Source organism: Dactylosporangium roseum (assembly GCF_025264685.1).
GTDB lineage: Bacteria > Actinomycetota > Actinomycetes > Mycobacteriales > Micromonosporaceae > Dactylosporangium > Dactylosporangium roseum.
In genome coordinates, this window is the sequence record NZ_CP073721.1 from 1,673,706 (window position 1) to 1,688,401 (window position 14,696).

Here is a 14,696-nt window from a genome sequence, read left to right on the forward strand (position 1 = left end):
TGTCACGGCTCGTGCGGGCGCGGACCGGGTCGGGCTGTCGGGGGTCAGCCGCGCAAGCGGAGGCCCCGCGGGGTGGTGCGGAAGCCGGCCGCGGACAGCGCGTCGCGCAGTGGGGAGTCGTGGATCGACTCGCCGTCTGCTCGCTCGACCGACAACGCGCCGAGGGCGCCGCCGTGGACGGCGTCGGCCAAGGCCTTGGCGGCCAACGAGAGCAGCTCGGTGTTGTCCACATAGGACAGCAGGGTGCGGCCGCCGCGCTCGACGTAGAGGACCAGGTCGCCGCCGACCGTCACGACCAGGGCACCCGCCTTGCGGCCGGCTCGGTGGCCGGAGCGCTCGCCGTCGCCCGCGTCGACGACCCGCTCGGGCCAGGGCAGCGCCGCGCCATACGGGTTGGCGGGGTCGGTCGCGGCCAGCACCAGAGCGTCGCGGCTTTCGTCGCCGCCGTTGCCGCCCCGCAAGCGGTCGACCGCGCCGGGCAGGGCGAACTGCGCCGCGCCCAGGCCCTCGACGAAGTAGCCGCGCCGGGCCGCGCCCCGTTCCTCCATCGCGGCGAGGACCGGGTAGACGCCCGCGAAGGCGCCGGGCAGGTCCTCGGCCATGACCGCGCCCCGGGTCACCACGCCGTGCCGGTCGAGGAGCAGCTCGGCGTTGGACGTCGCGCGGCGGGTCGGGTCGAGGTCGCGGTCGGGGAGGCGGTGCCAGCGGCCGGCGGCCACCGGCGGACCGGTGCGGGCCGCAGCCAGCGAGACGCGAGACAGCGCCGCCGAGCCGGGGCGCCGGTATCGCGACCGAGGGGTCGAGGGCCGGGAGCGGTGTGCTCCGCCACCGCCGAGCTTCGCGCGCAGCGGCGCGAACGTGTCGTTGGACAGGTGACCCGCCCAGACGAGGTCCCACACGACCTCGATGAGCTCCGCTTCCGTCGGGGGAGCGGGCAGCGCGGCGGCGGCGCGCTCGGACAGGTTGCGGAAGAACAGTGCCTGGCCGCCGTCGAGTGCGGCCAGGATCGCCTCGTGCAGCGGGCCGCCGACGTCGGTCGGTGCGGGTAGGAGCAGCGGGGCCGTGTCGGCGAAGGCCAGCCTGATCCAGCCGTCGTGCTCGCCGATCGCCCCGCCGCCGGCCCATACGAGATCGCCGGAGGAGCACAGCTCGTCGAGATGGGCCGGGGCGTAGTCGGCGACCCGGGAGGGCAGGATGAGCCGCTCGAGTGCCGACGCGGGCATGGCCACGCCCTGCAACTGCTCGATCGCCGAGGCGACGGCCTCGACGCCGCGGGCACGGGAGGCGCCGATGTGGTGCCACTGCGGCAGGAACCTGGCGAGCGCCCGGGGCGGCACGGGCTCGATCTCCCGGCGCAGCGCGGCGAGCGAGCGGCGGCGCAGCAGGCGCAGCACCTCGGCGTCGCACCACTCGGTGCCGGCACCGCCGGGCGAGAACTCACCCGAGACCACCGCCGGCAGGCGTCGCAGCGCCTGCTCGAGGACGAACACGCCGAGCCCGAACCGGGCCGCGCACGTCGTCACGGCAAACGGTCCGTGCGTGCGCGCATAGCGGGACACCAGGTCGCCGAGCGGGTCGGTGACCGGCTCGAGATAGGCCGTGGGGAGCCCGACCGGCAACGCGACACCGAGCGCGTCGCGGAACCGGCCCGCGTCCTCGACGGAGATCCAGCGCGCCTCGCCCGCCACCCGCACCTGGATCGCCCGGCGCTGAGCCGCCAGCTCCGCGGCCCACGCCGGATCGGCGCCCCGCGCGACCAGCTCGGCGTCGGACAGGTCACCCAGCACGCGCAGCATCTCGGCGACGTCCTCGGCGTCGCGTGGAGTGCGCTGCGCGCCGAGCCACTGCAGGGTCCGCTCGGTCTCGGCGACCACCTCCGGGTCGAGCAGCTCGCGCAGCTCCACCCGGCCGAGCAGCTCCGCGAGCAGCGTCGGGTCGAGCGCCAGCGCGGCGGCTCGCCGCTCGGCCAGCGGCGCGTCGCCCTCGTAGAGGAACGCGCCGACGTAGCCGAACAGCAGCGACCGTGCGAACGGAGACGGGCGCTGTGTCTCGACCTCGACGAGCCGCAGCTTGCGGCCGGCGATCTCCCGCATGACGCCGACGAGGCCGGCGACGTCGAACACGTCCTGGAGGCACTCGCGGGCCGCTTCGAGCGTGATGGGGAAGTCCGCGTAGTCCCGGGCGACGTCGAGCAACTGCGCGGAGCGCTGCCGCTGCTGCCACAACGGCTGGCGGCGGCGCGGATCACGACGCGGCAGCAGCAGCGCCCGGGCGGCGCACTCGCGGAAGCGGGCGGCGAACATCGCCGACGTGCCGACCGTCTCCTCGACGATGCCGGCGATCTCGTCGGGGTCGAACGCCACCAGGTCCGCGCCCGGCGGCTCGTCGACGACGTCGGGCAGCCGGACCACGATGCCGTCGTCGCTCGGCATGACCTGCCCGTCCACGCCGTATCGCTCGTTGAGCCGCCGCGCGATCGCCAGCGCCCACGGCGCGTTGACACGGGCGCCGAGGACACAGTGGACGGTCAGCCGCCAGTCGCCGAGCTCGTCGCGGAACCGCTCGACCAGCACCGTGCGGTCGTCGGGCAGGTGCCGCGTCGCCTCGCGCTGCTCGCGCAGGTAGGCCAGCAGGTTGTCGGCCGCCCAGTCGTCGAGTCCGCCGGCGCGCAGGTGTGCCCGGGCCGCGTCGTCGCCGGACTTCACGAAGCCGCGCAGTCGCGCACCGATCGCGCGGCCCAGCTCGACCGGGCGGCCGGGCGAGTCGCCCTTCCAGAACGGCATCTTCGCCGCGGCGCCGGGCGCGGGGGAGACCAGCACCCGGTCGGGCGTGATGTCCTCGATGCGCCACGAGGTGGAGCCGAGCAGGAAGACGTCGCCGACGCGCGACTCGTAGACCATCTCCTCGTCGAGCTCGCCGACCCGGGCGGCCTTCTCCGCGCCGGCCAGGAACACGCCGAACAGGCCCCGGTCGGGGATCGTGCCGCCACTGGTGACCGCGAGCCGCTGGGCGCCGGGCCGGGCCGTGAGCACGCCTTCGGTGCGGTCCCACACCACGCGGGGGCGCAGCTCGGCGAACGCCGTCGACGGGTAGCGCCCGGCGAGCATGTCGAGCACGGCGAACAGCGCCGAGTCGGGCAGGTCGGCGAAGACCGCGGCCCGCCGGGCCAGCGCCGCCAACTCGTCGACGTGCCAGGGCTCCATGGCGACCATCGCGATGATCTGCTGGGCCAGCACGTCGAGGGGGTTGCGCGGATAGCGCAGCTCCTCGATGCCGCCCTCGACCATCCGCTCGGCGACCACGGCGCACGACACCAGGTCACCCCGGTGCTTGGGGAACACCACACCGCGGGACACCGCGCCGACCTGATGCCCGGCCCGGCCGACCCGCTGGAGCCCGGCCGCGACGCTCGGCGGCGCCTCGATCTGCACCACCAGGTCGACCGAGCCCATGTCGATGCCGAGCTCCAGGCTCGAGGTGGCGACGACGGCGGGCAGTCGGCCCGACTTGAGCGCTTCTTCGATGTGTTTGCGCTCCTCGCGCGACACGCTGCCGTGGTGGGCGCGGGCGACGACCGGCGGCGCGCCGTTGGCGGTGCCGGCCTGCGCCATCATCTCCGCGGGCGCGCGCGCCGGATCGGGCCCCGGCACGCCGGCCCGAGCCCCGGCCAGCTCGTTGACGCGCGCGCAGAGGCGCTCGGCCCCGCGGCGGGAGTTGGTGAACACGATCGTCGACCGGTGCGCCTCGATGAGGTCGAGCACGCGCTCCTCGACCGCGGGCCAGATCGACGCCTGTCGCGGCTCGTCGTCCTCGCCGGGTGTGGTCGCACCGAGCGTGGTCATGTCCTCGACCGGCACCTGCACCTCGACCTGGATGGTCTTGGCGGTCGGCGGCTGGACGATCTCCACCGGGGCGGCCCCGCCCAGGAACCGTGCCGTCTCGTCGATCGGCCGCACCGTCGCGGACAGCCCGACCCGCTGCGCCGGGCGCTCCAGCAGGGCGTCGAGCCGCTCGAGCGACAGCGCGAGGTGGGCGCCGCGCTTCGTCGAGCAGACCGCGTGGACCTCGTCGACGATGACGGTCTCGACGCCCCGCAGTGCGTCACGCGCCTGCGACGTCAGCAGCAGGTAGAGCGACTCGGGAGTGGTGATCAGGATGTCGGGCGGTGTGCGGGCGAACGCGCGCCGCTCGTCGGCCGGGGTGTCACCGGTGCGCATGGCCACCCGGATGTCCGGCGGCTCCTGCCCCAGGCGGGCGGCAGCCTGCCGGATGCCGGCCAGCGGCGCGCGCAGGTTGCGCTCGACGTCGACCGCCAGCGCCTTCAGCGGGCTGACGTAGAGCACCCGGCAGCGCTTCGCCGGGTCGGCCGGTGGCTGCGCGGCGAGCTGGTCGAGCGACCAGAGGAACGCGGCGAGCGTCTTGCCGGAGCCGGTCGGCGCCACCACGAGTGCGTGCCGTCCGGCGCTGATCGCCGTCCACGCACCCACCTGAGCGGCGGTCGGCGCCGCGAACGCGGCGTGGAACCACTCGCGCGTCGCCGCACCGAAACGTCCCAGCTCATCCATGCCAACCATCCTGCCTCGGGGGTACGACACTTTCCGAGGGTCGGCCATTCGGATTATCCGTATTTGCCCGAAATAAGGAGTTTGGCTATGGTGTGCGAAGCCCCGCGGTGTGGTTGAGCGCCGCCGGGGAGCACCGACGATGGCGCGCACAGCACAGGAGTGGCCCGTGGCAGCACAGCGCACGATCGCCGCGCGGGCGGTCCGGCAGGAGTCCGAGGTGCTGTCGCGGCAGTTGGAGGCCTATCTCGGGGCGCTGCGCACCGGCCGGCCCGCGGCGGACGTCGACCGTGCGGAGCGGGTCGCCGCCGCGCTGCGCCGGCTGATCGCCGACACCGCCGACGCCAGCGCCGTCGACCGTGCCCGCGTCCGGGCCGCCGTTCACTACTTCGTCTGTCAGGGCCCGGCCCGCGGTGGCGCACGCCTCGCGCTGCTCACCGGCGGCCGGGTCGTGGCCGACCGCCGGCGCGCCGGCGACGAGTGCGTCGTCAACGACCTGCTGCGTGAGCTCGGCCGCCCCGACCTCGTCGTGACCGAGTAGACCGACAGCGCTCCAGCGAATGACTTGCCTGGCCGGGCAGCGAAGGGGGGTCTCTCACCGCAGGGTGGGAGACCCCCCGTGCGGTTCAGGAGATGCTCGCGGTCGCCAGCTTCACGCCGAGAACGCCACGAACACGCCGCGCACCGAGGTGCTCAGCCCGGCGGCACGGGCGCCGGACGGGCCGGTCGGGCGGCGGCGGCCCAGCTATGCGACAGGCGCTGACGCCGCACCCAGGCGTGCCCGGGCCTCGGGCCAATCGTCGGCGATCATCGCGAACAGGACGGTATCGCGCCAACTGCCGTCAGCTCGCTGCCGGTGAGCCCGCAGCACACCCTCGCGCCGGGCGCCGAGCCGCGCGATGGCCCGCTGCGACCTCTCGTTGCGGACGTCGGTGTGCCACTCGACCCGGATCGCGCCGAGCGTGTCGAAGGCGTGCCCCATGAGCAGCAGCTTCGACTCGGTGTTGACCCCCGAGCGCCACCAGGGGCGGCCGAGCATGGTGTGCCCGATGGCGACCGAGCGCCGGTCCGGGTCGATCGCGTAGAACGAGGTGCTGCCGACGATCGTGCCGGTCGCCGGATCCTTCTGCACCATGGCGGTCCGCGACGGGTCGGCGATCGCGGCCGCGACGATCGACGCCATGTCCGCCGCCGAGGCCGGCCGGGCGACCGTGAGGTGGGTCCACACCTCGGCGTCGTCGAGCGCGGCGAACAGCCCCTCGGCGTGCAGGTGGTCGAGCGGCTCCAGCACGACGTGCGTGCCTCGCAGCGTGGGCGCGGCATGCCACGGTGAGCGCTTCGGCCGCAGATATTCCGGGAGTGGCACCCGCAGATCCCGCGCCGGCACCGGCGCGCCGGCGGTCAGGCGCAGCGGCACCACGCCGGCCCAGTGCGGCAGGGCGAGGTCGGCCTCGTCGTCGGAGACCCCGCCGGTGCGCACCTTCGCCGAGACCTCCTCGAGCCGCAGCGCCAGCACCGCGGTCTGCGCCAGCTCCTTGGCGTCGGCCGGGCGGCTGTCGGCGGCCCGGCCGGGCGCGACCTTGTCGACCAGGGCGGCGAAGGCGTCGGCCCGCTCCCGCTCGTCGGTGACCAGCCGTGCCGTGCCGTGCGCGACGACCGAGCGGTAGTTGACGCTGTGGTGGAACTGGGATCTGGCGAGCACCAGCCCGTCGATGAGCGTCACCGTGACGCAGACCGGCAGGCCCCGCTCCCGTGCGGTGAGCATGGCCCGGCTGCCGGTGGACCCGTGTAGGTAGACCGTGTCGCCGACGCGGACGTGCAGCGTCGGCAGCACGCGGGGCTCGCCGTCGGCGACGAAGCCGACATGGCAGACATGGGCCTCGTCGAGCACGCTGTGCACGAGCGCCGCGTCATAGGAGGCGCGCTCGCCGAGCCGCTTGGGCGTGGTCCGTGCCGTCTTCGGGTAGGTGTCCACCGCGACCTCCTTTGTTCTAGTACAGTCTGTGAACTGTGGCAGTACAATATCAGCCGTCGGCGGAGACGGCAGCCGTGATTTCCGGCGCGACGGCGGCCGGGATCGCCGCCAGTGTCGAGGCCGCCGTGCGCACCGGCGGGCTGGACCCGGGCGCCGTGCTGCCGCCGGTGCGCACGCTGGCCGCGACCCTCGGCGTGAGCCCGGCGACCGTCGCCGCGGCCTATCGGGTGCTGCGCGGGCGGGGCCTGATCGAGACGGCCGGCCGGGCCGGCACCCGGGTGCGCGCACGCCCGCCGCTGGCCCGCCGCACCGGGCACGCGCTCGGGGTGCCCGAGGGGGTCGTCGACCTCGCCTCCGGCGCGCCCGACGCCGACCTCCTGCCCGGCTTCGCGCGGCACCTCATCAAGCTGTCGCGCAACCTGCCGCCGACCAACTACGGCGCGGGCGGCCCGCTGCCCCAGCTCCTGCACCTGGCGGGGGAGCGGTTCGCTGCCGACGGCGTCCCGGACGGCCGGCTCACCGTCACCGGCGGCGCGCTCGACGGCATCGAGCGGGCGCTCGTCGCCCACCTGCGGCCCGGCGACCGGGTCGCCGTCGAGGACCCGGGCTGGGCCAACCTGCTCGACCTCGTCGCGGTGCTCGGGCTCACGCCGGTGCCCGTGCCGGTCGACGACGAGGGCCCGACGGAGGACGGCCTGTCCGCCGCGCTCTCCTCCGGGGTCGCGGCCCTGGTGGTGACCGGTCGCGCGCAGAATCCGACCGGCGCGTTCGTCACCCGCGGGAGAGCGCTCGCGTTGCGCCGGAGACTCATGCGGTACCGATCGATTCTGGTTCTTGAAGACGATCACGCGGCCGAACTGGCCCATGAACGTCCGCATCCGCTGGCCGGTGCGACCGACTCGTGGGCCTACATCCGCTCGTTGTCCAAGCCGTATGGTCCCGATCTGCGGGTGGCGACGGTGGCCGGGGACGAGACCACCGTCGCGCGGATCGAGGGACGCATGCGGTTCGGCACCGGCTGGGTCTCCACCGTCCTGCAGCGCCTCGTCATCGAGCTGTGGCGGGATCCGGAGACGAAGGGGCTGGTAAGACGTGCCCGGGATCACTATGCGGAGCGGCGGCAGGCCCTGCGTGACGCTCTCGGCGGGCTGCCGGCACGCGGTGTGAGCGGCTTCAACGTCTGGGTCCCGGTCGCCGACGAGACCTCCATGGTGGCGGGACTGCGTGAGGACGGGTTCGCGGTGGCCCCCGGCGCGATGTATCGGCTGGTGAGCCCGCCGGCGATCCGCATCACGACGGCCACGCTCGATCCCCGGGACGCGCCGCGCGTCGCCGAGGCGGTGCTGCGCCGTGCCGCCGGGACCGTTCGGCGACAGGTGTGACAAACCGCTCTTGTTGTGCGGTTGTGACACAAGTGAGTCGAGGAATGTCAGAGCCTCCCGCTACTGTCCCTCGGCGTGGCCACCGACACGGGGCGGTGCCACCCTGTTCAGGGAGGAACAATCAGAGTGAAGATCGCGAAGAGCGTCGTCCTCGGCGTGGTCGCCGTGGCCTCGTTCGCCCTCGTCGCCGCCTGTGGTGACAGCGGTGGGTCGGACACGTCGCCCGCCTCGTCATCGTCGGTGGCGGCATCGCCCACCAAGGCGCCGAGCGCGACCGACCAGTTCTCGGCAGCCGTGAAAAAGACCACCGCCTCGACGTATGCGTTCAAGGTGGCGATGATGGCCGACGGCACCTACGAAGGCGCCACCGACCCCGCGGCGGGTGTCGGCACCGGCCGGATCGCGGTTGAGGTCGAGCCGGGCGTGAAAATGACCGTCCAGTCGCAGACCACCAAGACGGCCGTCTACCTCAAGATCAGCGGGCTGCCGCTTCCGGGCTTCGACGGCAAGAAGTGGCTCAAGATCGACCCGTCGAAGGTCACGGCGAAGGACATGCTGGGCGTGGGCAACCCCAAGGATCCGGTGGACCTCAACGACCTTTCGGGTGCCGTCGCGACGGCGGAGACCACCGACGGCAAGTTGATCAAGGGCACCTTCGACTTCACCAAGACGACGTGGGGCACGATCGACGACGAGGCTGTCAAGGCGCTCGGCGACAAGGCGAAGGCTGTGCCGTTCGAGGCCACGGTCGACGACAAGGGCAACCTCGCCGCGCTGAAGGTCAGCGTTCCGGCCCACGGCGACACGAAGGCCGGCGACCTCACGGCCACGTTCAGCAACTTCGGCGCTCCGGTCACGGTGACCGAGCCGGCCGCGTCCGAGGTTCAGGACGCACCCGCATCGGTCTATTCGGTGTTGAACGGGAAGTAGGCCGGCCCCGCGGGGGCCGGCAGCATCGGCGCCGGCCCCCGCGTCACCGGCCGGGCGCATACTCAGGGAGGGGAAGCATGCGCACCAGCAGGATCATCGCGGTCGCCGTCTCGGTGGCGGCCCTGGCACTCGGCACCGCTTGTGGGGGCGGCGACGAGAAGAAGACCAGTGCCGACAACCACACCGCACCGGCCTCCGCGTCGCCGACGCCGACCGCCAAGGAAGTCCTGGACAAGGCGGTCAAGGATCTCAACTCCTCGACCTACACCTACACGATGAAGATCGACGAAGGTACCTTCTCCGGAGCCGTCGACCCGGCCGGCAAGCATCAGGTGAAGGCCGACGGCGTCGTCTCCGGCGTGAAGTACACCATCGACGGCATCGTCATCGGCACCGACTATTACTTCAGGACGAGCATCCCGGCGAGCGGTGTCAATGCCAAGAAGTGGTACAAGCTCGACCGCGCCAAGGTCACCAAGGGGGAGATCGTCGGCCTGATCGAGGCGAAGGACCCGACCAGCAGCCAGCAGTTCGTCGGCCGCGTCGGCACGGCGAAGCAGGAGAGTCCGACGACGATCACCGGGACCTACGACCTGAGCCGGGGCGGAGACCTGGGCATCGACGACAGTGCCGTGCTCGCCGCGCTGGGGGAGAAGGCCAAGGCCGCGCCGTTCACCGCGACGCTCGACGCCCAGCAGAAGCTGACGTCCATCAAGATCACGGTCCCTGCCTACGGGACGGTGTCCGAGCGGATGATGACGCTCGACTACGCCGGCCATGGGCAGCCGGTCACGGTCGCGCCGCCGAAGGCCGCCGACGTCACGCCCGCCACCGCCGCGGTCTACAGCCTGCTGAACGGCTGACGCGCCGGCGGCGCTACGCTGCGCCGGACGAGGGGGTGCGCGGCTCGGCGTACACCCCGCTGACGGGCCTGCCGCTGCCCGGGTTCGACGGCAACGCCTGGTTCCGGGCCGACCCGGCGCACGCGTGACGCGGCCGGGCGCCCTCGGGCTCAGCGCGATCGCGGACCCGACGGGTGTTCGGGCGCTGGTCGCGGCCACGCGTGGCGCTAGGCGAGACTGTGCCTCGCGTCGCACACTTGCCCGCATGGAACACCACGTGTACGAGGCCGAGCACCATGCCTTCCGGGAACTGTGCAAGGAGTTCCTGGCGCGGGAGGCTGTGCCGCACAACGACGAGTGGGAGAAGGCCGGCATCGTCGACCGCGACGTCTGGCGGAAGGCCGGAGCCGTCGGCCTGCTCGGCATGGACGTCGACGAGCGGCACGGCGGCGGCGGGCAACGCGACTTCCGTTTCAACGCCGTGCTGGTCGAGGAGATCGTCGCCGCGGGCGCGTCCGGGCTCGGCTTCGGGCTGCACAACGACGTCGTCGCGCCCTACCTCACCGATCTCACGACCGAGGATCAGCAGAATCGCTGGCTGCCGGGATTCTGCTCGGGCGACATCGTCACCGCCATCGCGATGAGCGAGCCCGCCGCCGGCAGCGACCTGGCCGGCATCCGCACGACCGCGGTCCGTGACGGCGACTCGTGGGTGCTCAACGGCCAGAAGACCTTCATCACCAACGGTGAGCTCGCCGACCTCGTGATCGTCGTGGCCAAGACCGACCCGTCCCGCGGTGCGCACGGCATCAGCCTCTTCGGCGTCGAGCGCGGCACGCCCGGCTTCAGCCGCGGCCGCCGCCTGGAGAAGGTCGGCCTCAAGGCCAACGACACCGCCGAGCTCTTCTTCGACGACTGCCGCATCCCCTCCGACCACCTCATCGGCCAGGAGAACCAGGGCTTCTACCACCTGATGGCCAACCTGCCGCGGGAGCGCCTCGGCATCGCCGTCGCCGCGGTCGCCGCCGCCGAGCACATCCTCTCCGTCACGCTGGACTACGCCAAGAGCCGTGCGGCGTTCGGCCGCCCGATCGGCAAGTTCCAGCACAACCGCTTCCTGCTCGCCGAGCTCGACACCGAGGTCACGATCGCACGGACGTTCCTCAACGCGTGCATCGTCGAGCAGAACGCCGGCCGCCTCTCCGTCACGGACGCCGCCAAGGCCAAGTGGTGGACCACCGAACTGCAGAACAAGGTCGCGGACCGGTGCCTGCAACTCCACGGCGGCTACGGGTTCATGCTGGAGTATCCGGTCGCCAAGGCGTGGCTCAACAGCCGCGTCCAGACGATCTACGGCGGCACCACCGAGATCATGAAGGAGATCATCGGCCGGAGTCTGGGCCTGTGACGGCGGCCAGCGCCGCGAAGATCAACGCGGTCGAGGTCGCGCCCGGATCCTGGTGGCCGACGCTGCGTGCGCCCAGGTAGGAGGCGCGGCCCTTGCGAGCCTGGAGAGGGATGGTCGCCCGCATGCCGTCGGCGGCCGCGGCGGCGGCGGCCCGAGCGGCCCTCGCCGCGTCGTCCGAGGCCGCCGAGTACGCCTCGACCGCCGGGGCCAGGGCGTCGACCATCGTCTTGTCGCCGGGTGCGGCCTTGCCGAGCTTCTGGACGGCCTCCAGCGCCGCCTCCAGCGCCCGCGCCACCGAGGACTCCTGTCGCAGTGCCTTGCCCATCGCGCGGAACGCGGAGCCGTACAGGGGGCCGGATGCGCCGCCGACCTTCGACACGAGCGTCGTCCCGGTCTTCACCAGCACGTCGCCGGCGGCCGGCGTCTCGGCGGCCTCAAGCGCGGCGACGACCGCGTCGAACCCGCGGCGCAGGTTGACGCCGTGGTCGCCGTCACCGATCGCGGCGTCGAGCCGGGTCAGCTCGTCGGCCCGGTCACGCACCGCCGAGGCGATGCCGGCGACCCAGGCCCTGGCCAGCACGGCGTCCATGTCACATCCCCCAGCGCAGGCCCGGCGTGCGGACCGGGGCGTCCCACAGCCGCAGCAGCTCGTCGTCCACCCGGCAGACCGTCAGGGACATGCCCGCCATGTCGAGGCTGGTCACGTAGTCGCCGACGAGCGAGCGGGCGATCCGCACCCCGGCGGCGTCCAGCAGGCGCGCGATCTCGCCGAACATGACGTACAACTCCATGAGCGGGGTCGCACCGAGACCGTTCACCAGGACGATCACGGGCTCGCCGGACGCGATCGGCTCGGCCGTCAGGATCGGCTCGGTGACCAGTGCGGCGATCTCCTTCGCCGGGCGCAGCTTCTGCCGGCTGCGGCCGGGCTCGCCGTGGATGCCGACGCCGACCTCGATCTCGTCGTCGGGCAGCTCGAACCCGGGCCTGCCGGCGGCGGGCGTCGTGCAGGCGGTGAGCGCCACCGCGAACGACGCCGACAGCTCGTTGACACGGCGGCCGACCGCGGCCACGTCGGCCAGCGGCGCGCCCTCCTCGGCCAGCGCACCGGCGATCTTCTCGACCAGCAGCGTCGCGCCGGTGCCGCGGCGGCCCGCGGTCCACGTCGAGTCCTCGACCGCGACGTCGTCGTCGACGAGCACGGTCTCGATCCGGATGCCCTCGTCGGCGGCGAGCTCGGCGGCGAGCTGGAAGTTCATCACGTCACCGGTGTAGTTCTTCACGACGTGGACGACGCCCGCGCCGCCGTCGACGGCCTTGGTGGCGGCCAGGATCTGGTCGGGGACCGGCGACGTGAAGACCTCACCCGGGCAGGCGGCGTCGAGCATCCCGGGCCCGACGAACCCGGCGTGCAGCGGCTCGTGCCCCGAACCGCCGCCGGAGACCAGCCCGACCTTGCCGGTGCGCGGCGCGTCGGCGCGCACGACGAACTGCTCCGCGAGGTCGACCCGCAGATCGGGGTGGGCGGCGGCCACGCCGGCCAACGCCTCCCGCACCACGTCGGCCGGATCGTTGACGAACTTCTTCATGCCTGTCATTTTGGCGGTACCGCGGGCACATAGCATTGCCCGACATGGAGCAACCGGTAGGAATCGTGCTGGTCTCGCACAGCGAGCGGCTGGCGCACGGGCTGCGGGACCTGCTCGTCCAGGTGGCGGGCGAAGAGGTGCCGATCGAGGCGGCCGGCGGGACCGACGACGGCGGCCTCGGTACCAGTTACAACCGCATTCTCGTCGCCGTCGACCGCGCGGACCGGGGCGCCGGCGTCCTCGTGCTGACCGACCTCGGCAGTGCCGTGCTCACCGCGCAGACCGTCCTGGAGGACCGGGTCGCCAACGACGCGGTGCTGGTCGACGCGCCGTTCGTCGAGGGGGCGGTCGCCGCGGCGGTGCTCGCCGGCACCGGCGCCGGTCTGGCCGAGGTGACGCAGGCGGCGGTGGAGGCCCGTGATGTCCGCAAGCTCTGAGCTGTCGGTGGTGCTGCCGGCCGACCTGCACGCCCGGCCGGCCGGGGCGCTGGCACGGGCCGCGGCGGGCTTCACCAGCACCCTCGAGGTGGTGTTCGACGGCAAGCAGGCCAATGCCCGCAGCGTGCTGGCCGTGATGGGGCTCGGCGCGCGGGCCGGCGCGACGGTCGTGGTCCGGGCGGCCGGCGCGGACGCCGCCGAGGCGGCCCGCGCGGCCGTGTCGATTCTGGAGGACGTGAAGTAAGGAGTGGTGCGCACCTCGGTGCGTACGCGACGATGACGGGCGTGACCGCTCTCATCACCCCGCCCGGCATCGACGTCCACCGGCTCCAGCGCCGCACCCTCGGCCTGCTGGTCGGCATGCAGGTCATCGGCGGGCTCGGCGTGGCCAGCGGCGTATCCGTCGGCGCGCTGCTCGCGGCGTCGATGGCGGGGCCGACCGCGGCCGGGCTCGCCGGCAGTAGCGCGGTCATCGGCGCGGCGCTCGTCGCGGTGCCCGCCGCGCGGCTGATGCGGTCCGGCGGGCGGCGGCCCGGCCTGGTGTTCGCGTATGCCGTCGGCGCGCTCGGCGCCCTGCTGGTGGCCGTGGCCGCGGGGCTGGACAACGTGCCGCTGCTGTTCCTCGGCATGTTCCTCTTCGGCGGGTCGAGCGCGGCGAACCTCCAGTCCCGCTACGCGGCGGTGGACCTGGCGGCGGCGGACCGGCGGGCGCGGCACCTGTCGATCGTGGTGTGGGCGACGACGATCGGGGCGGTCGCGGGGCCCAACCTGGCGCCGCTCACGGATCGCCTGACCGCGCGGTGGGGAGTTCCGGAATACGGCGGGCCGTACCTGTTCAGCGCCGTCGTGTTCGGTTCGGCGGCGGTGGCCATGCTGGCGTTCCTACGGCCGGATCCGTTGATGACGGCGCGGTCACTGGCCGCCAAATCGAACATTTCGGATAAGCCGCGTGGTATGTGGCGCGAGGCCGTCCGCACCGTCCTGGCCGGCCCCGATGCGCGGGTGGGTGTCGCCGCCGTCGCCGTCGGTCACGTGGTCATGGTCGGGGTGATGTCGATGACCCCGGTCCACATCGGCGACCACGTCCACGATCACGGTGACCTGCTGCGCGTCGTCGGTCTCGTGATCAGCATCCACATCACCGGCATGTACGCGCTGTCGCCCGTCATCGGCTGGCTCGCCGACCGCTACGGCCGCCGCCCGCTCATCCTCGCCGGCGTCGCACTGCTCCTGCTGGCCTGCGCGCTCAGCGGCACCGCCGGGGGCAGCATGCCGCGGCTCTCCGTCGGGATGGCCCTGCTGGGGGTGGGTTGGGGCTGCATGATGGTGGCCGGTTCGACGTTGCTGTCGGAGTCGGTACCGGTCGAGCAGCGCGCCGGCGTGCAAGGCCTGTCCGACCTGGTGATGGGGGTGTCCGGCGCGTCGGCCGGAGCGCTCGCCGGAGTCGTGGTCGACCTGTTCGGCTATCCGGCGCTCACGATCGTGGCGGCCGTCGCCGTGGTCCCGCTCGTGGCGGTGGTGTCGCGCCGGCGCGACACCACCGCCCACCGGCGGACCCTCTAACGTGGTCA

At 73.2% G+C, this 14,696-nt stretch carries 12 protein-coding genes; 8 read left to right on the forward strand and 4 right to left on the reverse strand.

The window, feature by feature from the left end:
• Nucleotides 1-44: 44 nt before the first annotated feature.
• A complete protein-coding gene (locus Drose_RS08595; RefSeq protein ID WP_390891343.1) occupies nt 45-4,574 on the reverse strand; it encodes an ATP-dependent helicase in 4,530 nt (1,509 codons plus the stop codon).
• Between the two features lie 157 nt (nt 4,575-4,731).
• Between Drose_RS08595 and Drose_RS08600 the strand changes: the two genes are divergently transcribed.
• Complete coding sequence (locus tag Drose_RS08600) at nt 4,732-5,103, forward strand: hypothetical protein (RefSeq protein WP_260727644.1); 372 nt, start codon at nt 4,732-4,734, stop codon at nt 5,101-5,103.
• Nucleotides 5,104-5,307: 204 nt separating this feature from the next.
• Here the strand turns inward: Drose_RS08600 and Drose_RS08605 are convergent, their stop codons facing one another.
• Nucleotides 5,308-6,537 (reverse strand): bifunctional pyridoxamine 5'-phosphate oxidase family protein/GNAT family N-acetyltransferase, encoded by a 1,230-nt coding sequence (locus Drose_RS08605; RefSeq protein ID WP_260727645.1) that lies wholly within the window; start codon nt 6,535-6,537, stop codon nt 5,308-5,310.
• A gap of 35 nt (nt 6,538-6,572) precedes the next feature.
• Between Drose_RS08605 and Drose_RS08610 the strand changes: the two genes are divergently transcribed.
• The 4 genes from Drose_RS08610 to Drose_RS08625 all read left to right on the forward strand — a co-directional run bounded on the left by Drose_RS08610 (nt 6,573) and on the right by Drose_RS08625 (nt 11,099).
• Nucleotides 6,573-7,919, forward strand: coding sequence for an aminotransferase class I/II-fold pyridoxal phosphate-dependent enzyme (locus tag Drose_RS08610; RefSeq protein WP_260727646.1), 1,347 nt, complete (start codon nt 6,573-6,575; stop codon nt 7,917-7,919).
• 126 nt (nt 7,920-8,045) lie between these two features.
• Nucleotides 8,046-8,849: a hypothetical protein gene (locus Drose_RS08615; protein ID WP_260727647.1), complete on the forward strand. Its 804-nt coding sequence runs from the start codon at nt 8,046-8,048 to the stop codon at nt 8,847-8,849.
• A 77-nt stretch (nt 8,850-8,926) separates the two neighbouring features.
• On the forward strand, nt 8,927-9,712 hold the full coding sequence (locus Drose_RS08620; protein ID WP_260727648.1) for a cystatin family protein: 786 nt from the start codon (nt 8,927-8,929) through the stop codon (nt 9,710-9,712).
• Between the two features lie 244 nt (nt 9,713-9,956).
• On the forward strand, nt 9,957-11,099 hold the full coding sequence (locus Drose_RS08625) for an acyl-CoA dehydrogenase family protein (RefSeq protein WP_260727649.1): 1,143 nt from the start codon (nt 9,957-9,959) through the stop codon (nt 11,097-11,099).
• Here the strand turns inward: Drose_RS08625 and dhaL are convergent.
• Both dhaL and dhaK read right to left on the reverse strand, forming a co-directional pair.
• Nucleotides 11,074-11,688: a dihydroxyacetone kinase subunit DhaL gene (gene dhaL / locus Drose_RS08630; protein WP_260727650.1), complete on the reverse strand. Its 615-nt coding sequence runs from the start codon at nt 11,686-11,688 to the stop codon at nt 11,074-11,076. The two genes, Drose_RS08625 and dhaL, sit on opposite strands and share 26 nt — an antisense overlap.
• A 1-nt stretch (nt 11,689) precedes the next feature.
• A complete protein-coding gene (dhaK, locus tag Drose_RS08635; RefSeq protein WP_260727651.1) occupies nt 11,690-12,688 on the reverse strand; it encodes a dihydroxyacetone kinase subunit DhaK in 999 nt (332 codons plus the stop codon).
• A 44-nt stretch (nt 12,689-12,732) separates the two neighbouring features.
• Here dhaK and dhaM point away from each other — a divergent pair, with 44 nt between their 5' ends.
• From dhaM to Drose_RS08650, 3 genes are read left to right on the forward strand one after another with little or no spacing between them, the layout of a single operon-like run.
• Nucleotides 12,733-13,125 (forward strand): dihydroxyacetone kinase phosphoryl donor subunit DhaM, encoded by a 393-nt coding sequence (gene dhaM, locus Drose_RS08640; protein ID WP_260727652.1) that lies wholly within the window; start codon nt 12,733-12,735, stop codon nt 13,123-13,125.
• Nucleotides 13,109-13,369 carry an HPr family phosphocarrier protein gene (locus Drose_RS08645; RefSeq protein WP_260727653.1) on the forward strand — a complete coding sequence of 87 codons (261 nt, stop codon included), beginning with the start codon at nt 13,109-13,111 and terminating at the stop codon, nt 13,367-13,369. Before dhaM ends, Drose_RS08645 begins: the two co-directional genes overlap by 17 nt.
• A gap of 32 nt (nt 13,370-13,401) precedes the next feature.
• Complete coding sequence (locus tag Drose_RS08650; RefSeq protein ID WP_260727654.1) at nt 13,402-14,688, forward strand: MFS transporter; 1,287 nt, start codon at nt 13,402-13,404, stop codon at nt 14,686-14,688.
• The last annotated feature ends 8 nt before the right edge of the window (nt 14,689-14,696 follow it).